Raw genomic sequence first — 24163 nt, 5'->3', positions numbered from 1 at the left:
AGGAGTGACAAGCTTGGCAACGGATATGTTTCGAAATTATCGTGACTGGTTGGACCAGCAAAAAATGCCACGGGGCAAACGAGTTGCACTATTAGCCGCGCTGGAACTCTTTGCCGATCAAGGATTTGATGGCACCTCGACGCAAGCCGTTGCTGATCGTGCTGGTATCAGTCAAGCAACGATTTTTAAGTATTTTAAAACGAAACAGGATTTGTTATTGGCGATTCTTCAGCCAGTAATGGACAACTTCTTTCCGGTTTACCGGGATGAGTTTGTGGCGGGAATTCAACGACCACAAACATTGGCGGAAAAGGTCCATTTCGTCGTATTAGATCGGTACGCCTTCTTTAAAGCTAATCGTGAGGCTGTGAAAATATTTGCCGTTGAGATGATGACTAATGCTGAAATTCGCCAGTCATTCATTAAAATTGTTGGGGTTGGTAATTTTGCGACCTTCAATAAAATTATTACGACTTTCCGCCAGACCGGAGAATTGCGTGACGATATTCAAGCGGCCGATTTAATTCGGTCGTTTATCGGTCAAATTGTCGGCTATGGCATTCAAACAACCTACATGCCAGTGAGTGATACCAACGAGACCGCTGATTTACAACGAATTACGGAACAACTGATTCGACTTATTCATAAATAAGTCAAAGGCCACGAGTAATTGTGGCCTTTTTGCTGTGCACGATAAAATTGAGCTGGTAAAAAGGTCAAAAGTTGACACTTATTTTTAGTAAGTGTTGACAAAATAATTCCAGGTGTTATTATCTACCTGTGCTTATAAAAAACACATCAATGATTGAGGAGTGATGATCTGATGACAATGATTAATGGTTATGAACAAAGTGATCGCGAAGAATCTTTAGATATTTTGAATTTACCGTCCCTGGAAGCACGAGCCAAGCAAATTATTCCAGCTGGAGGATTTGGTTATATCAGTGGTGGTTCCGAAGATGAATGGACGTTAAAGGAAAACACAGAGGCCTTTAATCATGTTCAGATTATCCCCCGTGCCTTGACCAATATTGAACATCCCAGCACGCAGACCCAGATTTTTGGGGTAGATCTACAAACGCCGATTATGATGGCACCGGCAGCTGCCCAAGGTTTGGCGCATTCACGGGGTGAAATGGCAACGGCACAAGGAATTGCCGCAGCCGGTGCTTTGATGGCGCAGAGTACGTATTCTTCTACCTCAATTGCTGATACGGCGGCGGCAGGTCAGGGAGCACCGCAATTCTTCCAGCTATATATGAGCAAGGATTGGCACTTCAACGAAAGTCTGTTAGATGAGGCCATTAAGGCAAATGTGAAGGCGATTATCCTGACAGTTGATGCGACTGTGGATGGCTATCGTGAATCCGATATCGTTAATAAGTTCCAATTCCCAATTCCAATGGCTAATCTGACAAAGTTCAGTGAAGGCGATGGTAAGGGCAAGGGAATTCAAGAAATTTACGCGGCCGCTGCGCAGAAGATTAATGCGGATGACGTTCGGCGGATTGCAGAATATACACATTTGCCGGTGATTGTTAAGGGTATCCAATCCGTGGAAGATGCCATGACCGCGATTGGCGCTGGTGCAGCCGGAATTTATGTATCCAATCATGGTGGTCGACAGTTAAACGGTGGTCCAGCATCATTTGATGTGTTACACGATATTGCCTTAGCAGTTAATCACCGGGTACCCATCATTTTTGATAGTGGCGTTCGCCGGGGTTCACATGTCTTTAAGGCACTAGCCAATGGTGCTGATTTGGTGGCCTTGGCCCGACCAGTAATTTATGGTTTAGCTTTGGGTGGTGCTCAAGGCGTGACTTCAGTGATTAATCACTTAAACGACGAACTCCTAATTGATATGCAGTTGGCGGGAACGAAAACCATTGAAGACGTTAAGCAGGCGAAGTTACTGCGCCATTAGGCCTAATCTGAAATAGAAAGCAGGCGATTGGTGTGGAATTAGAGATCGATGCTGCGGTTCAAGCTAAATTGCTGCCAAAGCTTGGGCCGGATAAACGGGTTTTACTCAGTTACAACGATGGGGTAGGGCCATACTCGCATCACGGTTTAATTGCCTTACAGGTGGACTTTCAAATTGTCATTATTGCGGCTGACATGCCGATGACCGATTATGAAGCGTCACTGACAACGAACTTAGGAACGTGGTACGTTAAAGGGTATTCAACCAGTTTATTGGATGAGCGTATGCGGCTAACGTTGAATACAACTTACGGAACGATTCAATTATCGGGTAATGAAATGATTGATGATAACGTTGAGATTGTAGATGCGTCGCATAACGTGTAATCTAAAAGCAAGGACCGTTGTCTCCGTGGCGAAGACTAACGGGCCTTGCTTTTCTTTGATTAATGGAGGAATTGGATGAAAATTGTGTTTTTGGTGCTGCTATTATTAGTGGCCGTTGTTGTGGGAAATGTTTTGGGGCGGCATTATCAGCGGTTGCCGTTGCCCTTCTTCTTGATAGGCCTCGGACTGATATTTTCTTTTCTGCCACTCTATCACGGTTTTCAATTCAGCCCGGATGTGTTTACTTTTGCCATCATTGCGCCACTCATGTATAACGAGGCCGAAAATGTCTCACGTTATTGGGTTGGACGGGGAATTGTGAATATTTTTTCGCTGGCAATTGTCTTGGTCATCGTAACAGTGTTATTCGTGGGGATCATCTTACATCAATTATTTGCGTTCCTACCACTGAGCTTGGCCTTGGCCCTCTGCGCTATTGTGACGCCAACCGACGCGGCAGCAGTGAGTGCGATTGTTCCGGCATCAGACGAGTTCACGATTCCACAGATTATCTTACAAAATGAATCGCTGTTTAATGATGCTTCTGGGATTGTGGCGTTTGACTTAGCCTTGGCCACGTATTTGTCAGGTCAATTCTCATTAGGCACTGCAGTGGTTGACTTTGGGCGAGAGTTCTTAGGGGGATTATTGGTTGGGGCAATCCTGGGCTTGGTCATTGCACAGGTACGCTTATGGTTAATCCGTCAGAGGGATGACACGCCACTGATCTTGGTTACCATCGAAGTGGCAATGCCGTTTTTACTGTATTACTTAGCGACCATCATGGGTGTTTCTGGAATTTTAGCCGTGGTGGCGGCCGGGATTATTCAAGGGGTTGAACGAGAAAAACTGCGATTGACTGCAAGTCGGATGCAGTTGGTGAGTGCTAATGTTTGGGAAATGATTGACGGAATGTTATCGAGTTTGGTCTTTGTGTTGCTCGGCATTTCACTGCCTTTGGTTTGGCAGTCAGCTTTACAGAATACGTTGGTTCCTTGGTGGCAATTAGTTCTGGCTGGGGGACTTATCTACGTGATCAAATTGGGATTACGGTTAATCTGGTCCCGTTATTTGGTTTGGATGCATAAGCCGAGCCAACATCGGTGGCTTGATAGTTGGTTAATGGCATTGAGCGGTGCCAATGGAACCATAACGTTAGCATTAGCCTTTTCACTACCACTCACCATTAATTTACGGGGATCGTTGATCTTTATGGCGGCGGTTGTCATCTTATTAAGTTTATTGGTTCCGACCGTTGTCTTGCCCCGGATTGTTGGTTCAGAAGAAGACAAAGTTGATGATCTAGCAAGTTGGAGCAAGCGCCTAAAATTAGCGGCAATTACGCAGCTAGAACAGCAAGTTACAACATCTAGTGAAGCCCAGATTGTTATTGATGCATTACGGCAGCAATTACAACAACAGCATGGTTTTAAAAAGCAACAACAACGAGCCTTATTCCGCCAGGCGGATTTGGCAGAGCAGCAAGAGATTACGACGTTACGGGTTCAAGGTAAAATAACAGCGGATGAACAGCGAGACTACCTAAAATTCTTGACCTATAGTCGCTTTACGGTTGATCAGATTTGGTGGCGCAATCTAGGATTACGGCTGTGGTTTGGTCTGCATATGGGGCATGTTTCCCACGATATTCAGACAGCGCAGGAGACCTTTATGACGTCGCCATTAGTGATGGAGCAACAGTATTGGGCTGATCAGTTTACGGCTAAGGGGCGGTCAATTCGACCACTGGAAAAGAGCGGCTATCACGCAGCCATGCAGCAATTGACGGCAGAGCGTACGGTGGATAATCGTGCAGCCGTGGATGTGGTGCGTCGTTATTATCACGAACGTCATCGCCAGATGAATTTAGCTCCTGCTGATTCGGATATCGTGTACGAGCTATTTTTACAAGCTTTTCACGTCCAGTATGAATTAGTACAAGCTGCTTTTAAAAAGGGCCAGATACCGGCGACGCTGGCGCAACAGCTCCAACAAGAAATTGTGTTTGATGAAACAGGCTACATTCAAAACCAACAGGCGTTTTTAAGTTAATAATCGATTGGCCAACGTGATTCATGGCGTTGGCTTTTTTATCAGTTATTGTTGATGCGTAGTCGTGACTAAGGCGTAACCAATACTAACGGTTAAGATCATTAACCCACCAATGAGGAAAAGTCCGGGTTGCCAACTAGCAAAAATGTGATTAAGTTGACCTAGTAGAAGTGGCCCAACAGCCGCTAATAAGTATCCACAGGATTGGGCAATAGCGGATCGCTGGGCGACTACTGTGACCCGGCGACTGCTGGTGGCGATGAGATTAAGGGCGAGCGTGAAAACCAATGAGCATGTGAATCCCAGAATAATTGCTGAGAGCCAGTGTCCCCAACCGCGCCAAAGTAGACAGGTCAAGCCAACCAGGTACCCCAGTAAAATAAGCGGAAGTAATCGTTGGAAGTGCCAGCGGTAGGTGAGAACGAGCGCGGCAGGGATACCGACAAGCTGAAAGACTGATAATAAGGTACCTGCCTCAGCGACACTGGCCCCAAAGGCTTGATAAATGGTCGGTAACCAAGTTGTTAGTGTATAAAAAATAAGAGATTGGCAACCCATAAATAAGGCTAGCAAGGTGGTTGAGCGATCGAGTTTCCAGTGCACGTTAGTTGTGGAGGTAACACGCGATTGGGTGGGCAGTGCGTGACGATAAAAAACACTGGCCAATAATGCAAAGCCAGCCGGTAGTCCAAGCAATTGCATGGCAGTTGTCCAGCCCCAAACAGTGGCTAACGGTAAGATAATAGCGGTACCGATAGCGGCAATAAGATTCATAGTCAGGGAATAATAACTGGTCATTTGGGTGACGCGGGATGGCGTGGTGGCTGCAATCAGTGTGGGGATTAGGATATTCAATAGGGCAATGGCCCCGCCAATCAGGATGGTTCCACCAATTAGAGTCAACCTGTTGATTGGTCGACCAATGTTGGCGATTACGAGAATGCCAGTGGTGAGCAATAATAATGGTCCGATGCCTAGTTGGTGAATTAATCTGGGCGCTGCTAGGGCACCAATTGCAAAACAGATTAATGGTAGTGTAACTAATAGAGCAGTAGTCGTATTGGTTATGTGAAGGTGCTGTTGAATAATGCCGAATAAGGGGGGAATTGCGGTGACCGCTAAGCGCAGATTCATAGCAAGTAATAGGATCAATGGCGTTAATTTCTTGGACATAAAAGGACACTCCTTAGGCTTCTTCCAGCCTAGTAGGGTGTCCTAACTAGTAACATGACGAGATGGTCTCGCTATCGGAATTGATTTGTTGCAACCAGTATAGCTGAAACAACGAGAAATAACCAGTGGAAATTTACGTCTCAACGAAACCGGTAGAAGTGTTTAACGCTTGCAGAGGGAACTTATGGTAAGTAACTTCATATAACAAAGCGACAGCCAAGACTTATGTGGATAATACAGTTTAAGGTCGTTTAATTACCCAATCGTGAAAAAAGCTAGTATAGTATGAGTCGCAGATTAGGCTGAAATGGGGGGACCATTATGCGTAAAGAGCGGCTAGAAAAGGGCTCATGGCTCGGTATGCTGATTACGTTGGGGGTGGTTTACGGTGATATTGGGACATCGCCCTTGTATGTTATGAATGCATTGATTAACGATGCTGGTCCATTGAAAAATGCGACACCGGATTACGTGATTGGCAGTGTTTCCTTAATCTTTTGGACACTTATGCTGATTACGACAGTGAAGTACGTGCTCGTTGCTTTGCGGGCTGATAATCACCACGAAGGTGGTATCTTTGCCCTCTATGCGCTGGTTCGCCATCGTGCTAAGTGGCTGATTTTCGTGGCTTTGATTGGTGGCGCCGCCTTACTGGCAGATGGGACGTTGACCCCCGCCGTCACCGTGACCTCAGCGGTTGAGGGCCTTAAAGGCTTACCGGATCTAAGGGCCTTTTCTCAGTATTCATGGTTGGTTCCGCTTAGTGTTACGCTGATATTGGTCATTCTCTTTACGATTCAAGTCTTAGGAACGGCAGTCGTTGGGCGTTCATTCGGACCGATGATGTTACTCTGGTTTACCATCATCGGGGGCGTTGGGATGCTCAACATTAGTCAGGCACCGGCGATTCTCCGAGCATTTTCACCCGTTTATGCGATTCAGGTGCTGTTTAGTCCAACGAATAAAATGGGTATTTTTATTCTGGGGAGCGTCTTCCTGGCAACCACCGGCGCAGAGGCATTGTATTCCGATATGGGGCACGTGGGTAAGGCCAATATAGATGCAACTTGGCCCTTCGTTTATGCGATGTTGATTTTAAACTATCTAGGGCAGGGCGCTTGGATGTTAACTCATAGTCAAGTACCCGCCTGGCGAAATGTGACCAATATCAATCCGTTTTATGAGATGATTCCCAGTGGTGGTCGGGTTGCCATGATTGTGCTGGCCACAATTGCGGCGATTATTGCCTCACAAGCCTTGATTACGGGGTCCTACACGTTGGTTGATGAAGCAGTGGGACTGAAGTTTCTCCCGCGTATGATTATCAAACATCCTAGCAACGTGCGTAGTCAAATCTATATTGGTGCTATCAATTGGCTGCTGTGCTTGGTAACCCTGAGCATTGTTTGGCTATTTCAAACCTCGGCGCATATGGAAGCGGCGTATGGATTGGCCATCACCTTGACGATGTTGATGACAACGATATTGTTGAGCCAGTGGGTTCAAATGAAAGGCCACCGGTTCTGGTCATTGGCCTTATTGGTGGGATTTGGTTTATTGGAAACCCTCTTTTTGGTGGCCAGTTTAACAAAGTTTATTCATGGTGGATATCTGACATTAGGACTCACGTTGATGATCTTCTTAATTATGGTCGTTTGGTTTTTTGGTAACCGGCGGCGCCTACGCTATAACCAAGCCGATGAACAGATCAGTTTGTTGGATTATCGGTCGCAGTTGATTCAACTAAGTCAAGACGATAACCAGCCGCTATTTGCAACTAACTTGGTTTACCTGGCTAAGGTGGATCAGTTGCATCGAGTCAAGCGGTCAATTCTATATTCTATTTTAGATAAACGACCCAAGCGCGCGAAGGTCTATTGGTTTATTACGATTAATGAAACCAATCGTCCTTACGACTGTAGCTACAGCGTTGACATGTTGGGAACGCGCAATGTGGTTGAAGTGCGGCTGAATCTAGGATTCCGTAAGTCACAACATATTAATCGTTATTTACGGGCAATTGTAACCAGCCTGATTGCCGATCATAGTATTGACCCTCAGTATTCGAGTTATGGGATTACGCAACCGCGACAGGTCGGTGACTTTAAATTTGTTGTTCAGAATCAGCAGATTATGGATTTGGCGGGAAATCCCACAATGCACCAATTCGATCGATTCTTAATTGGTGGACGGATCTTCTTACAAAACATTACGCCGTCGCCAGCGATTTGGTATGGCTTGGAATTTAGCGATGTGCTTGAAGAAACGATTCCGTTATTTACCAAGCCAATGACCGACCCAGCGCTGGTTCATTTAGCGAAACGACAGACAACTCGTCATCAAGTGTAAATGATCAAAAACTTTGGTTTTGAAAGAATTGCGACGATTTTGCTTAAGTTTAGTCCTTTCCAAATAGTGACATCATGAACTATGCTTAACTTAAAAGGGAGGCAATATTTATGCAGATGATGCACGCAGTGGTTGTTGATCATCCCGGGGCACCGGACGTTTTATCGTATCGCGAAGTGCCCCGCCCAGCGTTAAAGCCTGGTTGGAGCTTAGTTCGGGTTCACGGTTTTGGGATTAATCATTCAGAAGTCTTTACGCGTCAGGGCCTGTCGCCGAGTGTCGAGTTTCCTCGGATTTTGGGAATTGAAGTCGTTGGCGAGGTAGCTGCTACCACAGCGCCCGATCAGTTCACCACTGGTCAAACGGTCATCTCAATTATGGGCGAGATGGGCCGGGCGTTTGACGGTAGTTATGCGGAGTATGTGCTTCTGCCTAATGAGCAGCTATATCCGATTACGACGGATCTCAGCTGGGCTGAATTGGCGGCATTACCCGAAACGGGATATACGGCGTATGGGGCACTACGCGGCTTACGATTGCAGCCACAAGATCACGTATTGATTCGTGGGGGATCAAGTGGCGTGGGCATGATGGCTGCCAAGTTGGCCCATGCGTTGCAACCCGGCATTCGCGTCACTAGTACGACCCGTCATGCTGATAAGGCGGCGACGTTACAAGAACAAGGGGCTGATCAAGTTTTGACGGGTGAATTAACGCATCTGCCAGCCGCAGCAACCTTTGATAAGATTTTAGACTTAATCGGTCCTAAGACGGCCAAGGACTCTCTACAACATTTAACGCCCGGTGGCATTGTCAGCTCAACTGGTGAATTGGGTGGTCAGTGGGCTTTCGATGCATTTGAACCGATTGGCGATATTCCCAATAATCGGTATTTGACGTCGTTTTCTTCTGGTGAGGTGGAACCACAATTGTTGCAGGAGTTAGTGGACCTCGTGACGGAAAAACACGTCGACATTCACCCGACGAAGGTGTTTACTCTCCGTGAGGTGGGGCTCAGGCCCACGCGGAAATTGAGAGCCGCCAGGGCTGGGGAAAGTATGTTGTGGTGATTGAAGCATAGAAATAATGACGATCGGTTAAATAACAAAAATCAGTCCTTCCACATTTTGGAAAGGACTGATTTTTAATTTCCAACACTGGTGCCGTTATAACGTTGGTTTGAGTTGTTTAACGGCTTCGGTTACAGCCGTTTTTGCACTACTTAATGGGGTCCATCCCAATACCGTTCGGGCCTTCTGATTGCTAACGTGATGGCTCAAATGCAACATGAGATGACCTTCTTTAATGGCAGAGCTAAAGGGGGCTAAGACATTAATGACAATATTGGGTAAAAAGTGCTTAGGTAGTCGGTCCGCTAATTCAGGAAAACGGGTTCTAACCAACGTCCGAATTTCTTTCATAGAAATAGGATGATCTTCTACTGCCAAGAAACGTTGATTGGCAGCGGCTGGGGTGGTCATTGCCCGGATATGGATATCGGCAACATCGCGAACGTCAACGACACTAACGGTTAAATTAGGCGTAGCCTGGCCCGTCAGCAGGCGTTTTACGAGACCAAAGCTCCCACTCACATGATCGTCTAATGCGGGTCCCAATATCGCGCCGGCATTGACCGTGACCAACTCAAAGGGGTGATTGTGGTCGGTGACGTAGTTCCAAGCCGCCTTTTCCGCGAGTAGTTTTGATTGCTCATAAGCCGAAAGTCCTGATTGTTGGGGATCCGTCCAGTCGTCCTCCGTAATCACATGGGTCGGATCAAGACTACTAAACCCGACTGCACCAAAGTTAGCAGTCATGACAAGCCGCTTGACGCCAGCGGCCGCGGCGGCCTTGAGAATTCGTAGCGTACCGGCTTCGGCGGTGTTGGCAACGGCATCTGTGACAGTCGCGCCGTTAACGAAGACCGGGGCAGCCACACTCATCACATACGTGATACCAGTCATAGCGGCTGGCCAGTCGGCGTCGGTAGTTAAGTCGGCCTGAACGAATTCTAATCGGTCCAAATGGGGCGTTTGAACATTAGTGAGTGCTTGGCGAACGGTTTTAGCCTTGTCTAAGCGACGTAAGGTCGCCCGAACGGGATAGTTTTGGATAAGTAAATGTTGAATAATATGGAGGGCCAGAAAGCCATTGCCCCCAGTAACTAGGACCTTTTCATTTGACATAGTGATCTCCTTTAGCGCTTGCATGGCGCGATGAAATTAGTTAATGTAGACAGCATAAACCCTAGACCACACTCTAGGGCAAGCTAGGAGGTCAATTTTTTTGACGTATACGATCAAACAAGTAGCGGACAAGACGGGATTATCCATCTATACGCTTCGATTCTATGATAAGCAAGGCTTACTGCCATTCGTTGCCCGTAATCAGTCGGGTTATCGGGCATTTACTGAGGGCGACTTGCATTTGCTCCACACGATTACCTGTTTAAAGAATACCGGGATGACCATTGCTGATATTCGCCAATACATTGGTTACGTGATGCAAGGCCCCACCAGTGTGCCACAACGACAGCGTCTATTGCACGCTCACCGTGAAGCTATTTTAGCCCGATTAGCTCTCATCCAGGATAATTTGAAGGAAATTGATTTTAAACTCAATATTTATGATGATCCGGATGCGGCGGCTTTAGTTGCCCAAGAACAGGCGGTGGCCCAAGCGGAAAAAATTGCCAATGGCTTACCCAATCCGTATTTGGCACCTTTAAATTAAGTTTTAAACAAAACAGTTGTATTTAAAACTGTTTGTGATAAACTGGACCTACGTCTAAGGAAGTAGGTGGTGGTAGTGCAAACGCAGCAAAACTTGATGGGGCTGATTTACCAACTGGCCCAAGCAGAAACACAGGCGTTGAATCAGCAACTAAAGCAGTTAAATTTGAACAATGAGCAGGCCCGAGCACTGAATTATATTGATCAGCACCCGGGGACTAATCAGCGAGCAGTTGGCAGTTACCTGGGGCGCCAAGCGGCGAGTACATCAAATCTGATTAAGCGGTTGTTAACGCAGCAATTGGTGGTACGCCAGGTGGCAGCTGACAATGATCGAGAAAAACAGTTGCACGTTACGACTGCCGGTGAGCAGGTGGCGCAACAGATTGCGGCTGCATTCACCACGGTCAATCGCCAAATGATGCAGGCAGTTCCTGTCGACCAGCAGACGCAACTTTCTGAGACGTTGAAGCTGATCTTACAGCGATTATCAAGGGAGTCCTAACAATGTCATTAACGATTTCAGAAGAACAAGCAACGCGAAAAGAACTACAGGCTAACTTTAAATTAAGTGGCTTAACGGTTGACCAGGTTGCGGCAGACCTCCAAACCACACCAGATTACGTGGACGCGGTATTGGAGTTGCAGGTTAGTCGGATTGAAGACCCGTGGATCTTACGAAATTATCTCAACGCCGCCATACAGGCGCAACAACAGCAGCCTATTCCTTACAGCCGCTTAAACGGATCGCCATTACGGCATTGGTTTTTAAATCAAGGCCGCATTCGGCGGGGAAGCTTAGCGGATTAATGCCGCTGATTTAACAGCTAAATCTGAACACAAAAAACACCAACTAGGTAATAGGCTTAGTTGGTGTTTTTATCTGAATGACTGTCTAATTAGTCAACGACAATCAATGATTTGATTGCTTCACGATTGGTCATGGCTTGGTAGCCAGCGTCAATATCGTCTAAGCTAAATTGCTTGGTGAAGACCTTGCCTGGGTGAATATCACCGTCTAAGACAGCCTTCAATAAGACTTGCTTATCGTAGGTCGTGACAGAAGCAGGGCCCCCAGCGATGATAGTGTTGTTGTAGAATGATGCGGTCATATCCATCTTGGGTTCATGGGGTAAGCCTACCCGGCCAACGATGGCGCCAGGACGACCAGCCTGCATGGCGGTAACATTGGATAGTTCCGTGCCGACACATTCTAAGACGGCGTCAGCGCCAGCACCATTGGTTAAGGCCTTAACTTTGGCGATCGCGTCATCGCCCCGTTCGGCGATGACATCAGTTGCGCCGAATTCACGGGCTAGCTTTTGCCGATCTTCATGCCGACTCATAATAATAATACGCTTAGCACCGCGCATTTGTGCGGCAATAACCCCACAAAGACCCACGGCACCATCACCAACGACGACAACGGTATCACCCGTTTTCACGTTAGCGACACGAGCGGCGTGATAACCGGTCGCCATAACATCGGCGAGAGTTAACAGGGAGGCCAACATATCTTCACTGTAGTCAGATGGTTGGCCAGGAATCTTGACTAAGGCCCATTCGCCGTGTTGGAAACGAATGTATTCGGCTTGAACACCATTACTGAAGTTGTCCGTGTGGTTTTGGCAATCGCCGTCAAAACCGGCACGACAAGCGGCACAGTGACCACAACCATGAGTAAATGGCGCAATCACAAAGTCACCAGGAACGACAGTTGTGATGTCAGACCCAACCGCTTCGACGATCCCGATGGCTTCGTGACCAGTGTTCTCAGAATGATGTGGCTTATCTTCTAAGCCGCGATAAGCCCACAGATCTGACCCACAAACACAGGTGCGAACGACGTGAATAATCACATCATCAGGTGCCTGAACTTGCGGTTTTTCGATGTCTTCGATGGCAACTTTGCCGGGTTCCATAAACATAGTGGATTTCATCATGTATTTCCTCCTTGTTGGGTTGAGAAGTGGTGATAGCCCACATTCAACCAGCTTAACCTTAGTGTACGCCTTCGAGTCCACTCGAAAGCAAGTGAAAATTGAAAAATAATTATTTTTTTGCAGGCATACCCGTGACAGCTTAGTTGGGCCAATGGGTTGAAAGTTGGGTAATCAGTGGCTGGACTCGTGTTTTTTCAGTGCGCAAGTAGGTGGCATAGACGGTCATTTGGGCCGCAACATCATTGATCGGTAAGCAAACGCGTTGTTCTGTGACCTGATTTGTGGTAAAAGTGGGGTCAAATATAGATAAATTTGTGGTGAAGAACGGCAAATTAGCAGATTTAGTCAAGGCGAGTAATGCGGCTCGCTGTTCCTGGTAGAAGAATTGGGCGTTAGGGATGGCCTGCTGAATGATGTCTCGCCACGGGCCAATATCACGTAACACAATAAAATTTAATCCTTGAAGCTCAGCAAAACTAACGGTTGCCTGATTAGCCTGATACATGAATTGATTCAGATTGACGGCTAAACGCTCAATACCGATTGATTGGCTCGTGATTAATGGCGTGTCGAGCGGCTGATTGGTTAATACCACAATGGCTTGTTGTGACGTGAGAGCCGTTGTGACTCGCTCCGGTGCCAGCAATGTGGTTGGCAAGTGCGTTGTAGTTGGTAAGTGCCCTTGGGTGTGTTGCAAGTAAAGTAACGGACCGGGTAAGGTGGTAGCAATGGGAAAGGTTTGGTGTGATGAGTCAAAATTGCGAATCCGAGTGACAGCCTCACGCTGGGCTGCCAGTAATCGGGTAGCTTCGGCTGCAGCGAGTTTCCCCGTGGCGTTTAGAGTGAGTCGATTGGGATGGCGCTCAAAAAGCTTAACGCCGAGTTGCTCTTCTAATTTTTGCATGCCCCGAGTCACGGTTGGTTGCGTGATATTGAGTTTAGTTGCGGTTTCTGCCAATGTCTTAGTTTGAGCAAAGGTTGCCAATTCCTCCAGCAAGTGATTATCTAACATCCGAGTTCCACTCCTCCGTAGTATGCGTTAATGGTATACTAGCATGTTTAAGAAGTAATTTTCAACCGTCTCAGTTTGTTCTATCATAGGGGCCAATCAGGTAACAAGAAAGGATTTGATCATGTGTCCGTACCAACAATTGTGTTAAATAATGGCGTGACGATGCCCCAATTGGGGTTTGGCGTTTTTCAAGTGCCGGATTTAGCTGAGTGTGAAAGGGCTGTTACCCAGGCAATTCAAACCGGGTATCGGTTGATTGACACTGCTACGGCTTATCAAAATGAAACGGCAGTTGGCCGAGCGATTCAGCAGAGTGGTGTGGCGCGTAGTGACTTGTTTGTGACCTCTAAATTGTGGATTTCAGAATTCACCTATGAACGAGCTAAGAAGGGAATTGATGCTTCCCTGCAACGTTTAGGATTAGACTATTTGGACCTCTACTTGTTACATCAGCCGTATGGCGATGTCATGGGCGCTTGGCGAGCAATGGAGGAAGCTTACCATGCGGGGAAGATTCGGGCGATTGGGGTGTCGAACTTCTATGCGGATCAACTTAAAAATTTGGAGCTGACGATGACCGTCCAACCAGCGGTTAATCAAATTGAGGTTAATCCATGGTATCAACAGCCACAAGAAGTGGCCGCTAACCAAGCCGATCATGTGCGAGTTGAAGCTTGGGCACCATTTGCAGAAGGACAGCACGGAATTTTTACAGATCCGACGATTAGCACGATTGCCCAAGCACATGGGAAGACAACTGGTCAAGTTATTTTGCGATGGTTATTACAGCGAGGAATTACGGTCATTCCTAAGTCTGTTCACCAAGAACGGATGGCCGAAAATTTAGCAGTCTTTGATTTTGAATTAACTGCGGCAGAAATGGCAACGTTAGCGGGATTAGATCGTGGTGAGAGCCAATTTTTTGACCACCGCGATCCTGCCACGATTGAGCAAATTTTTGGGTCAAGTCTTAAGCAATTACGAAAGGATGTTGATTAACAATGACAACACCAACGATTCAATTAAACGATGGGAACCAAATTCCAGCAGTTGGTTTCGGTACTTTTCAAATTCCCAACGACGGCTCAACGTATCAAGCCGTTAAAGCGGCTTTGGCAGCGGGCTATCGCCATTTAGACACAGCCGTTGCTTATTTCAATGAAGCTGAGGTTGGACAGGCGGTACGGGACAGTGGCATTCCACGTGATGAGATTTGGGTAACTAGTAAACTGTGGTTACAGGATTTTGGGTTCGAACCAGCCCAACGTGCAATTGACGTATCGCTCCAAAAATTGGGGTTAGATTACCTTGATTTATATTTAATTCACCAACCATATGGTGATGTTCCTGGTGCTTGGCGGGCCATGGAAACGGCTCAAAAGGCGGGAAAGATTCGCTCAATTGGGGTGTCAAATATGACACCTAAGTTGTGGCAACAGTTTGTTCCAGAGTTCACCACGATTCCCGCTGTTAATCAGGTTGAATTCAACCCGTACTTTCAACAGACCGAATTGCGTCAGTTGTTGGCACCGCATGATGTGAAGCTTGAGGCATGGGCGCCATTAGGACAAGGAAATCAGTCTCTCCTAAATGAACCCGTCATCCAACAACTAGCAGTCAAGTACGGCAAAGACGCTGGGCAAGTGATTCTGCGGTATGAAAATCAATTAGGGATTATTGTCTTTCCTAAGTCAGTGCATGAAGCGCGAATTAAGAGTAATTTAGATATTTTTGATTTTGACTTAACACCAACTGAAATGGCGCAATTAGCTGCGTTAGATCAAGGGCATGGGCAACATGATCCTGATGCACCAGGTGTTGCGGATATGTTATTACGGGCCTTTGACGTGCACGCTAATGATTAGTGCAAAAACCATGATCGTTTGAGATCATGGTTTTTTGATACCTGGTTGTTGTAAGAGAAATTGGCGCAAGGGGTGTTGCGCCGGTTTATCGAGAAACCGGTATGCACGTGGGGCTGTAAACTGGGGATCCACTTGACGCAAGTCAGCGAGTGTAAGTCGTGGAATGGCAATCACAGTCCGGATCGGCAGTGCAACAGCCTGGGAAACATTGCCGAGATAGTTGCGAATGGCGGTAGCATCAGTAGCGGTCAGATTGGCTAGTAAACGGTTGGGAGCTGCCACTAGCGGCTGGCTAATTTGAAGAAATAGGCCAATACCGCCGTGAGTACCGGTTACATGAACGAACGCCTGAAATGGCTCTTGATGGTAAAAACGACGCCGATACTCGATACGTTTAGTGCCGGCTTCGATCGCTTGTGCGGGTTCCGGATGTAGGGAAAAGAGTAACGTTGGTTGAGTTGGTTCATAGTAGTCTTGTACGGTTATCACGTAATCACTCCGTTAGTAATGATTTATCATAACAAAATAGCTGATTTTGCATGATAGTTGCGGTATACTTTTTTTGTAAAAAGGAGGAATCAGTGTGATGACAGTTTTTACAGATGAACAGAAAGTTCAACTGTTGGCAGATTTGATCGCCATTCAATCAGTGAATGACCATGAGGAATTGGTGGCGCAGTACCTTAAGCGGGTACTGACGGATCATGATATTGATGCGAGAATTGTGCCGGTCAGTTCTGGACGAGCTAATCTGATCGCAGAGATTGGCCATGGCACACCCGTTTTAGGTATTTCTGGGCACATGGATGTGGTATCTCCTGGCGATGTCACACAATGGCAGAGTGATCCTTTTAAGCTCAGAGAACGATCCGGCAACTTGTATGGTCGCGGTGCCAGTGATATGAAGTCTGGATTAGCGGCCTTAGTTATCGCGATGATTGAGTTGCAAGCAGCGGGGCAGCCCAAGACGGGTCGAATTAGACTGATGGCGACTATTGCAGAAGAAGTTGGCGAAACGGGATCACAGGCATTTCTAGAACAAGGTGCCATGGATGATGTAGATGCTTTGCTGATTGGTGAACCATCCGGCTATCGCGTCTTTTACGCACACAAGGGGTCAATGGACATTCGATTAACCTCTCAAGGCAAGGCGGCACATAGTTCAATGCCGGAAATGGGCGTTAACGCTATTGACCCCTTGCTAGTGATTTTGAATCAAGCGAACCAGGTCTTTCGGAATAGCGATCGCCATAATGAGCTGCTTGGTGATTTAGCCTTTAATACAACGGTTTTCCAAGGCGGAAATCAAGTTAATTCAATTCCAGAGATGGCCACGGCAGAAATGAATGTGCGGACAATTCCCGAATTTAATAATGATCAGGTTGTCGCCACACTTAAAGAATTGGTCGATCAGCAAAATCAGCAAGGGGCTCAAGTATCCACGGATGTGTATATGTCTCAGTGGCCAGTGGAAGAACCCAAGGAGACGTTATTGAGCCAGTTAGCTGTTAAAATTGGGGCTGACTATGCCGGGACGGCTATTCCCAAATTAGCCTTACCAGCTGTTACAGATGCCTCTAACTTGTTGAAACAAAAGGGCCACGAATTTCCATTTATTATTTTTGGTCCCGGGAGCGATACCGCTCATCAGGTTGATGAATATGTTAATAAGCAAATGTTTTTAGATTTCACGCAACTGTATCAGCAATTGTTTATTGATTACTTGCAACAAGCAACACGCTCCTAGATGGATTAAAAGGACGCTGACTGTTTTCCAGATAGTGGGAAACTGTCGACGTCCTTTTATTCGGCTAATTTTAGATAATCCTGTAGGTAAGTTGCCAAACCGTCATGATCATTGTCCAAAGGCGTAATGTCATTAGCCAGTGCCTTGATGGCAGGGGTCGCATTTTGCATCGCAACTCCCCAACCGGCATAATCAATCATCGCAGTATCGTTATGTTCATCCCCGAAAGCAATGATGTCCTTACGCGCAATGTGGTAATGGTTTGCCAGAAACTCAACGCCGGTTGCTTTTTGAACCCCCTTTACCCCGAGTTCAACCACGGAGTTAGGGCCACCCCACGGCGCTGCATCGATTTCGTCGGCAAAGTTGTGCTGCAAATAACTCAATAGGTGTTCTTGATGGCTACGGTCAACGGCAACCGTCAAACTAGTTGGGTTTTCCTGAAGGGTCTTTTGGTTAAGAATTTGGTTAGCTTGCAAGACGGAAGGGAAAAAGCCAACTTCGACCGGCTGATCGCGGACAGCTAAAAAGAGGTTTTTACCTTCAGCAGCAATCATGTTAATGCCCAGTTCTTCACGGTGGGTTAAGAGATCAAAGGCCACTTCTTTGTTGAAAGTATACTGGTATTCATCGGCCCAATCCTGATGGGGTAGGTATCCCAAACTGCCATTAAAATTGATCATGGGACTGTCTAGCCCCAGTTCATCATAGATGTTGGCGGAAATCCGATTTGGCCGTCCCGTGACGATACTGACGATATGTCCGGCCGCCCGGGCTTCTTTCAAAACAGCTTTGGTGCGGGGAGCAATCTCAGCAGCAGCGTTTAATGTGGTGCCATCCAAATCAATCGCAATTAGTTTTCGTTCCAAAGAGAACACCTCACAGTTCTTAGTGTATTTAAGTCGAATCAAATGTAAACTAGCCTTTTAAATGTACCACAAGTATTGAAAAGTTACTACCATTTTGGGCTAGTGTCGGCTTTAAGAAACGGGTATAATAGGCAAAGAGAAAAACACGTTTTATGGGATTATGCATATTGCAAGTATATAATTGTATCTAACAAGATGGAGGAATAATGGTGAATTTACCTGATGACTTTGTTACGAAATATCAACGCCTACTGGGAACGGAGGCTGCCGCATTTTTAGCAAGCTTTGACACTCCCAGTCTAAGTGGCTATCGCGTCAATCCAACTCACCATGACTTACCAACGACATTGACAGAGACACCAACGGTTGCTTATGAGCCCTTAGGTCATTTTGGTTCAGTAAGTGGCCGTAGTCTGATGCATCAAAGCGGGGCAGTCTACAGTCAGGAACCAAGTGCCATGTTTGTAGGCGCAACGGCGGCACCTAAAGTTGGTGAACGGGTGCTAGACTTATGCGCGGCGCCTGGCGGAAAAACGACGCATTTAGCCAGCTATCTGCAAGGAACCGGATTGCTCGTCACGAATGAAATTAATCGCAAACGGGTTAAGGTATTGGCCGAAAATGTTGAACGGTTTGGTGTGCCCAATGCAGTCATCTTTAATGATGCGCCGGAACAACTGAGTCCGGTATTCCCGGATTATTTTGATAAGGTACTAGTTGATGCACCTTGTTCTGGTGAGGGCATGTTTCGAAAAGATCCAGCGGCCATGACGTATTGGTCATTAGATTATGTGAATGACTGTGCCGCACGTCAACGTGATATTTTGACAGAAGCGTTGAAGATGGTTAAGCCCGGTGGACAATTGATCTATTCCACCTGTACTTTTGCGCCCGAAGAAGATGAGCAAATGATGGCGTGGGTACTCCAAAACTTCCCTGAATTTCACTTGGTACCGATCCAAAAGGTCGGTTGCGTGGTTGATGCGCGACCAGAATGGGCTGATGGCAATCCCGAACTCGCTAAGGCCGCCCGGTTGTTCCCCCATCTCATGCAAGGTGAGGGGCATTTTGTGGCAAAACTAGAGCGTGACACCGGTGACGCCCATGAGCTTCGCGGGTCGGCTACCTTGGGTCAAACATTGACGCGGGACCAACAAAAGTTATGGCAAGACTTCGCTGGTCAGGTTCTCGGTCAAGCGACGTTTACCAACTTAGTGACAGTCAAAGATCAACTCTTTGCTTTACCAGTAACACTGCCGGATTTGAAACACGCTCATGTTTTCCGTCCGGGCTTGCATCTGGGTGTCTTCAAGAAGAATCGATTTGAGCCGGCTTACGCTTTGGCCTTAGCGAGTGATCCGCAAGTCGTTAGTCGTTCACTAACCATTACGGCGGATCAGTGGCGAGCATGGGTCCATGGTGACACCTTTACTTTAACCACGGCACCGGAGAAAGGTTGGTATTTGCTAGTTTGTGCGGGTCAACCAGTTGGCTTTGGCAAAGTTGTCGGTAATACCGTTAAAAACTTTTTCCCTAAAGGGCTACGATTCACCGTCTACGATCATTAAATGAAATCAATAAAAGCGTGCTCCCAGGTCTTGGGGAACACGCCTTTTGTTTAATAAGTTAATTGACGCTGTTGGCAGTAGTTGATTAGTTCTGGTGACAACAGGAGTCGTTGTTGCCGAAGCTGCGTTAAGTCGGTAGTGCCCAGTAAGGTCATGATCGTTTGCAAACCGACTTGCCAGTCTAACAGCATAGCCGTGGTGGTGGCCTCATCGGTCTTGATTAGACTGTGTAGAATCTGGCCAGCACTGCCGACAACCCGTGCCCCCAAAGCCAACGCCTTGGCAGCATCCAGGGGTTGACGAACGCCGCCGGTAGCAATGACCTGTAAGTCAGGTTGTTGGCGAGCTTCAAGTAAAGATTCGACCGTCGACTGTCCCCAGGTATCAAGGTAGTTGAGTTCTTTTTGATGACGGCGGAAATTTTCGATATCAACGAAGTTAGTCCCGCCCCGGCCACCCAGGTCGACTAGTTTGACGCCAATGTGTTGGAGTTTTTGGAGAGTCTCTTGCGCCATGCCGAACCCAACTTCCTTTACAATAACGGGAACGTCTAGTGCCGCAACGATGTTTCCAATATTATCCAGCCAGTGAAAGTCGCGATCGCCCTCAGGCATGACCAACTCTTGCGCCGTATTGACGTGGATTTCCAGAGCATTAGCCGCCAGCATCTGGACAGCGCGTTTGGCTGCCCGTACATCGTGACCAGCGCCAATGTTCGCAAAAACCAGGCCGTCGGGGTTGTTTTCACGCAGGGAAGTAAAGGTTGGAATGGCCTGTTCATCTTTAAGGGCGATGCTCTGTGAACCACTAGCGACCGCCATGCCAGTCGCTGCAGCAATTCGTCCCAATTGGGCGTTAACAACGCCCGTTCGTGGGCTACCGCCCGTCATGGCCTCAATCATGAGTGGTACCTTTAGAGATAACGGGCCAAGCTGAGTGGAAAAATCAACGTCAGTGAGGCTGATTTCAGGCAAGCTCTGGTGAATAAACCGTAATTGGTCAAATTGACTAGCGGCCGTTGGCGTGTAAAACTTTTCTGCTAAGGATAGATGTTCATCTTTGCGATGGGCATGACGTGATAGGTCCATAGGGATAATCTCCTTATTCGATAACGTGATGGACGTTAAGTTTTAGTGGTTCAATTCCGCGAGCTTCCCATTCAGTTAACAGGTGAGCCAAATCCTTAGCGGCGTTAATAATGACAATCCCGCAGTCACCACCACCGGCACCAGAAGACTTGGCCGCACCACCGACATGCTCAGCAATGTCACACATGGTCTTTAACAAAGTTGTTTCAATGGTTACATGGCTCAGGTGAGCTAAATGATTCAGTAATTGCCGATTGACCGCAATTTCGGTTTGAATTGCGTTGAGGTCTTGATGATGGAAACCATCGATCATGCGTTGTAGGCACTCACGACTCTCCCGAAGAAATGTGTGATAGTCTTTGCGACGCGTTGCCTTGAACAGCGCGATTTTATCAACGAGATGGGAGGTGGACGCCGGTGTTCCGGTCCAACCAATCATTAGTCGTAGGGGTTCAGGTGGCGTGAGCAATTCGATTTGTAACCCGGGCCATTGAGTGTCTAGCAATTGTTCTAAAGAAAGTTCCCGCCGCGCCGAAGCCAACCAATCGCGATCAAATGCTTGGTAGGCAATCCAACCGCCATATACGGAAGCAGCAATATCTCCAAGCGAGCCGTTACCTTGGACGTCTAAGTGAGCGATAGCCGCTAGCTTGAATAAACGATCCTGACTCATAGGGATGTCGTAGAATTGGCACAGGGCCTTGACGGTTGCCACGGTGACGGCGGCTGAGGAACCTAAGCCGTATTTCTTACCGTCAGCACTATCTAACTCGCTATTAACATTCAAGTGATAAATGCTGAGAGGCTTGCCCAGTGTTTGGGCGTACTGCTCAGTCAGATGAATGGCCGACAGAATGTAGTGGAACGGGTTATCGCGATTATCAAAAACCAGTTCCGTTCCTTGCCGTTGCCAATAGAGCGAATTTTCTTGGTATTGTTTCGATGCAATGCGACCGTAGTCTCGACTAGCCTCGATTGTAACGGTCACAAATTGATTAAGTGCGACAATGATGGCCGGATATCCCGGTTCAACCACAGCGTACTCACCAGCAATGTATAATTTTCCGGGTGCTTGCGCGGAAATCAAATAATCAGGTCCCTTCTTGTAACAACTATTATGACTATTAAATAATGCCTTTATTTATGAAAGAAAGCGTAACCCTTGTCCGGGATGAGCAACGATCACGTGTTCAGTACCGAATTGTTCGGCAAATTTCTGCGTGATGGCGGGCAGGTCCGGCGTCTGGCAAAAGACTTTCAGGTTAGGGCCAGCGTCTAAGGTATAGTAACATTCTTGTCCCGCTTGCCGTAAGACTCGGACCGTGTCCATGGCCCTTAACGTGTCTCCATTGAAGTAACTGTAAGGGGGCTGCGCACTTAATGTTAACGCATGCATTCGCATGGCGTTACTTTCCAAAACTTCGCCCATTGTTGAGAAGTCTTGATGTAATATAGCTGGTTTGATGGTGGCTAAATCCTGAGCAACAACGGTCTTCCACGCTGGGTAGTAGGGAGATGTGGTGACACTGGATTGCATTCCTTGACGTGAGCTAATTCGCTTGTGATGGGGATCCAATACGAGGGCCACAACAGCGATTGGCCAGTCAACCGTTTCCTGCAAGGGAATGGCCAGAGAGGTGCGATCATCGCTACCGGCTTGCCATTCAACAAAACCACCGTAAATGGAGCGCGTGGCAGAACCAGAGCCGCGTCGAGCCAATCGTGATAACGCCCTTGGCGTGAGCTCTAACCCGGCAGCACGACTAGCTGCTCCAGCCAGAGCCGCAAAAGCCGAGGCCGAAGAGGCCAAACCTGCTGCAGTCGGCACGTGATTAACGGTGGTTACATGTGCGAAAGCCGATTGGCCACTTTGTTCGCGCACGATGTTTAAGAAGTCAACGACCTTTTGGCTGGCAGGAGTTGCCAGTAATTGGTCATTGATCTGGACCATATCGCGGGTTAAACGTGAATCAAATTCAACGGTGGTATCCGTGTAAAATTGGTCAAGGGTTAGTGATAAGCTACTGGTTTGGGGCAGCATCAAGTTTGGATCGGCTTTACCCCAATATTTGACCAGCGCAATGTTGGTGTGTGCCCGTGCGGTGACCGCTGTCATGAATGTGCCTCCTCAAGGTTGAAAGTTTCAATCCACGTTTGCGTAGCACCAGCGTCTAAGAGGGCCTGTTGAACGCGTTGCGTGGTTGGTAAGTCCGAGCATAGAGCAATTAAGCAACCGCCCATGCCGCCGCCGGTTAATTTGGCCCCTAAGGCGCCATTATCGGTAGCAACCTGCGTTAGGTGATCAAGTTCGCGTGAACTAACACCTAACGCTCGTAATTGCTGCTGTGCTTCGGTTAAGATTTGCCCGAGTTGATGAATGTTAGGCGTTGCTAATGCCTGGCGTGCCTGATATGTCAAGTCACCCAATCGGTTAATCTGTGTTTGAGTTTCTTGAGGGAAAGCGGTTTTTCGCCGGGCCACCGCTGCTACGGCCTTGCCAGTTTGTCCTTTGATGCCGCTGTCAGCAATCACCAAGTAGCCGGTTAAAGCAAATGGAATTTGCAAGCTTTCTTGATGGGGGATGAACCAGATTGGTGCATTTGAGCTGGCAGTAGCCGCGTCAATACCACTGGGTTTACCATGCGTGATGGCTTCTTCAATGGCGGCACTGGCTAACAATTGTTCACGATTTAAAAAGCGGTCAAAAAAAGCGTACATGGCTCGGGTAATGGCTACGGCCGCTGCTGCCGAAGAGCCCATGCCGCGCTCTGCCGGCAGATCACTGGTAATCGTCATGTGAAATGGCGTGTTAACCGCGTCAAAACGACGTAGCAGAGTTTTAATCAGGGTGGCTACGCCGGCTAAATTCTGATGCATTTGAGCGATAGGGCCGTCATAATAACGACTCGTGAGAAGTTGTTCTTGATCCGTTGCCGTCATAGTGACGTGGGTGGTGACTGAAGGGAGCGGGAGGGCGATGGCTGGTTGACCATACACCACACTATGATCCCCGATAAGAATGATTTTGGCATTACTACTGCCACTTGCCGTTTTCCCCAAGGTCGATCGCTCACTTTCTTTGTCGAATTTATCTACCAGAATATCATACTCTACTGGGTAGCGTTGCGCTAGTTTTGCCCGTTAAAATCTTAAAATCTCGTAAAAATTAACGTTTTCTATAAAGTTTAGGGCTTGTTAGCCGCAGTTAAGCGACTGAGGATGGATCGGTCGCCCGGTCGGCTTTTACCGTAGCGTTGGCCCGCTAAGTGGTGTATCATAAGTTCCAGTTATTATCGCAATTGTGCAGAAATTGGTGAGCATATTATGGATAAAGACACGGTTTATGCGGTGGTGGATATTGAGACCACCGGAACCAGTGTGACAGATGGCGACCGCATTATCCAAATTGGGTGCGTCTTCGTCCAGCATAATCAAGTAATTAATCATTTTGA

Annotated in this window: 23 protein-coding genes and 1 pseudogene; 14 read left to right on the top strand and 10 right to left on the bottom strand. The window is 47.4% G+C overall.

What is annotated here, in order from left to right; translation table 11 throughout:
- Positions 1 to 4 precede the first annotated feature (4 nt).
- From FC61_RS02420 to FC61_RS02405, 4 genes are all read left to right on the top strand, one after another.
- Positions 5 to 652 (top strand): TetR/AcrR family transcriptional regulator, encoded by a 648-nt coding sequence (locus FC61_RS02420; protein ID WP_052256008.1) that lies wholly within the window; start codon positions 5 to 7, stop codon positions 650 to 652.
- Positions 653 to 823: 171 nt separating this feature from the next.
- The gene (locus FC61_RS02415) at positions 824 to 1927 is read left to right on the top strand and encodes a lactate oxidase (RefSeq protein ID WP_021742641.1); all 1104 of its coding nucleotides are present in this window, start codon (positions 824 to 826) and stop codon (positions 1925 to 1927) included.
- 32 nt (positions 1928 to 1959) lie between these two features.
- Complete coding sequence (locus FC61_RS02410) at positions 1960 to 2313, top strand: iron-sulfur cluster biosynthesis family protein (protein WP_021742642.1); 354 nt, start codon at positions 1960 to 1962, stop codon at positions 2311 to 2313.
- Positions 2314 to 2388: 75 nt separating this feature from the next.
- Positions 2389 to 4365, top strand: coding sequence for a cation:proton antiporter (locus FC61_RS02405; protein ID WP_021742643.1), 1977 nt, complete (start codon positions 2389 to 2391; stop codon positions 4363 to 4365).
- A 45-nt stretch (positions 4366 to 4410) separates the two neighbouring features.
- Here the strand turns inward: FC61_RS02405 and FC61_RS02400 are convergent, their stop codons facing one another.
- Positions 4411 to 5538, bottom strand: a complete 1128-nt coding sequence (locus FC61_RS02400) for an MFS transporter (protein WP_021742644.1) — start codon at positions 5536 to 5538, stop codon at positions 4411 to 4413.
- A 321-nt stretch (positions 5539 to 5859) separates the two neighbouring features.
- Here FC61_RS02400 and FC61_RS02395 point away from each other — a divergent pair, with 321 nt between their 5' ends.
- Together FC61_RS02395 and FC61_RS02390 are read left to right on the top strand one after the other, a co-directional pair.
- Complete coding sequence (locus FC61_RS02395; protein WP_021742645.1) at positions 5860 to 7887, top strand: KUP/HAK/KT family potassium transporter; 2028 nt, start codon at positions 5860 to 5862, stop codon at positions 7885 to 7887.
- Between the two features lie 110 nt (positions 7888 to 7997).
- Positions 7998 to 8968 (top strand): annotated as a pseudogene (locus FC61_RS02390) (zinc-binding alcohol dehydrogenase family protein).
- An 85-nt stretch (positions 8969 to 9053) separates the two neighbouring features.
- Here FC61_RS02390 and FC61_RS02385 read toward each other — a convergent pair.
- The gene (locus FC61_RS02385; RefSeq protein WP_042516731.1) at positions 9054 to 10073 is read right to left on the bottom strand and encodes an NAD-dependent epimerase/dehydratase family protein; all 1020 of its coding nucleotides are present in this window, start codon (positions 10071 to 10073) and stop codon (positions 9054 to 9056) included.
- 100 nt (positions 10074 to 10173) lie between these two features.
- Between FC61_RS02385 and FC61_RS02380 the strand changes: the two genes are divergently transcribed.
- From FC61_RS02380 to FC61_RS02370, 3 genes are all read left to right on the top strand, one after another.
- A complete protein-coding gene (locus FC61_RS02380) occupies positions 10174 to 10620 on the top strand; it encodes a MerR family transcriptional regulator (protein WP_011667604.1) in 447 nt (148 codons plus the stop codon).
- A 69-nt stretch (positions 10621 to 10689) separates the two neighbouring features.
- Positions 10690 to 11124 (top strand): MarR family winged helix-turn-helix transcriptional regulator, encoded by a 435-nt coding sequence (locus tag FC61_RS02375; protein ID WP_099963041.1) that lies wholly within the window; start codon positions 10690 to 10692, stop codon positions 11122 to 11124.
- A 2-nt stretch (positions 11125 to 11126) separates the two neighbouring features.
- A complete protein-coding gene (locus FC61_RS02370) occupies positions 11127 to 11429 on the top strand; it encodes a DUF2316 family protein (protein WP_021742906.1) in 303 nt (100 codons plus the stop codon).
- Between the two features lie 89 nt (positions 11430 to 11518).
- Here FC61_RS02370 and FC61_RS02365 read toward each other — a convergent pair whose 3' ends face one another.
- Positions 11519 to 12559: a zinc-binding dehydrogenase gene (locus FC61_RS02365; RefSeq protein WP_024525279.1), complete on the bottom strand. Its 1041-nt coding sequence runs from the start codon at positions 12557 to 12559 to the stop codon at positions 11519 to 11521.
- 142 nt (positions 12560 to 12701) lie between these two features.
- A complete protein-coding gene (locus FC61_RS02360; RefSeq protein ID WP_021742908.1) occupies positions 12702 to 13574 on the bottom strand; it encodes a LysR family transcriptional regulator in 873 nt (290 codons plus the stop codon).
- Positions 13575 to 13697: 123 nt separating this feature from the next.
- On the opposite strand from FC61_RS02360, the gene FC61_RS02355 reads away from it, so the two are divergent.
- Together FC61_RS02355 and FC61_RS02350 are read left to right on the top strand one after the other, a co-directional pair.
- Complete coding sequence (locus FC61_RS02355) at positions 13698 to 14573, top strand: aldo/keto reductase (RefSeq protein WP_035465128.1); 876 nt, start codon at positions 13698 to 13700, stop codon at positions 14571 to 14573.
- 2 nt (positions 14574 to 14575) lie between these two features.
- Positions 14576 to 15439: an aldo/keto reductase gene (locus tag FC61_RS02350; RefSeq protein ID WP_021742910.1), complete on the top strand. Its 864-nt coding sequence runs from the start codon at positions 14576 to 14578 to the stop codon at positions 15437 to 15439.
- 24 nt (positions 15440 to 15463) lie between these two features.
- Here the strand turns inward: FC61_RS02350 and FC61_RS02345 are convergent, their stop codons facing one another.
- Complete coding sequence (locus FC61_RS02345) at positions 15464 to 15928, bottom strand: hypothetical protein (protein WP_039104676.1); 465 nt, start codon at positions 15926 to 15928, stop codon at positions 15464 to 15466.
- 97 nt (positions 15929 to 16025) lie between these two features.
- Between FC61_RS02345 and FC61_RS02340 the strand changes: the two genes are divergently transcribed.
- Positions 16026 to 17186, top strand: a complete 1161-nt coding sequence (locus FC61_RS02340; RefSeq protein ID WP_021742521.1) for an ArgE/DapE family deacylase — start codon at positions 16026 to 16028, stop codon at positions 17184 to 17186.
- Between the two features lie 56 nt (positions 17187 to 17242).
- On the opposite strand, the gene FC61_RS02335 is transcribed toward FC61_RS02340, so the two are convergent.
- On the bottom strand, positions 17243 to 18055 hold the full coding sequence (locus tag FC61_RS02335; protein WP_035464964.1) for a Cof-type HAD-IIB family hydrolase: 813 nt from the start codon (positions 18053 to 18055) through the stop codon (positions 17243 to 17245).
- 209 nt (positions 18056 to 18264) lie between these two features.
- On the opposite strand from FC61_RS02335, the gene FC61_RS02330 reads away from it, so the two are divergent.
- Positions 18265 to 19623 (top strand): RsmF rRNA methyltransferase first C-terminal domain-containing protein, encoded by a 1359-nt coding sequence (locus tag FC61_RS02330; RefSeq protein WP_035464963.1) that lies wholly within the window; start codon positions 18265 to 18267, stop codon positions 19621 to 19623.
- A gap of 50 nt (positions 19624 to 19673) precedes the next feature.
- Here the strand turns inward: FC61_RS02330 and fni are convergent, their stop codons facing one another.
- The 4 genes from fni to mvk are packed head-to-tail and all read right to left on the bottom strand — an operon-like array spanning position 19674 to position 23771.
- Complete coding sequence (gene fni, locus FC61_RS02325) at positions 19674 to 20711, bottom strand: type 2 isopentenyl-diphosphate Delta-isomerase (protein WP_021742518.1); 1038 nt, start codon at positions 20709 to 20711, stop codon at positions 19674 to 19676.
- Between the two features lie 13 nt (positions 20712 to 20724).
- A complete protein-coding gene (locus tag FC61_RS02320; protein WP_021742517.1) occupies positions 20725 to 21798 on the bottom strand; it encodes a phosphomevalonate kinase in 1074 nt (357 codons plus the stop codon).
- A 54-nt stretch (positions 21799 to 21852) separates the two neighbouring features.
- Positions 21853 to 22827, bottom strand: coding sequence for a diphosphomevalonate decarboxylase (mvaD, locus tag FC61_RS02315; protein ID WP_042516732.1), 975 nt, complete (start codon positions 22825 to 22827; stop codon positions 21853 to 21855).
- Complete coding sequence (gene mvk, locus FC61_RS02310; protein ID WP_021742337.1) at positions 22824 to 23771, bottom strand: mevalonate kinase; 948 nt, start codon at positions 23769 to 23771, stop codon at positions 22824 to 22826. Before mvk ends, mvaD begins: the two co-directional genes overlap by 4 nt.
- Before the next feature lie 264 nt (positions 23772 to 24035).
- On the opposite strand from mvk, the gene FC61_RS12595 reads away from it, so the two are divergent.
- Positions 24036 to 24163 (top strand): exonuclease domain-containing protein (locus tag FC61_RS12595; RefSeq protein WP_420890108.1); only part of this gene is annotated, 128 nt, incomplete at its 3' end.

The sequence above is a fragment of the Levilactobacillus brevis ATCC 14869 = DSM 20054 genome, assembly GCF_001433855.1.
Classification (GTDB): domain Bacteria; phylum Bacillota; class Bacilli; order Lactobacillales; family Lactobacillaceae; genus Levilactobacillus; species Levilactobacillus brevis.
Note: the sequence above shows the minus strand (reverse complement) of the source record. Positions and strands in the feature narration are given on the sequence as shown.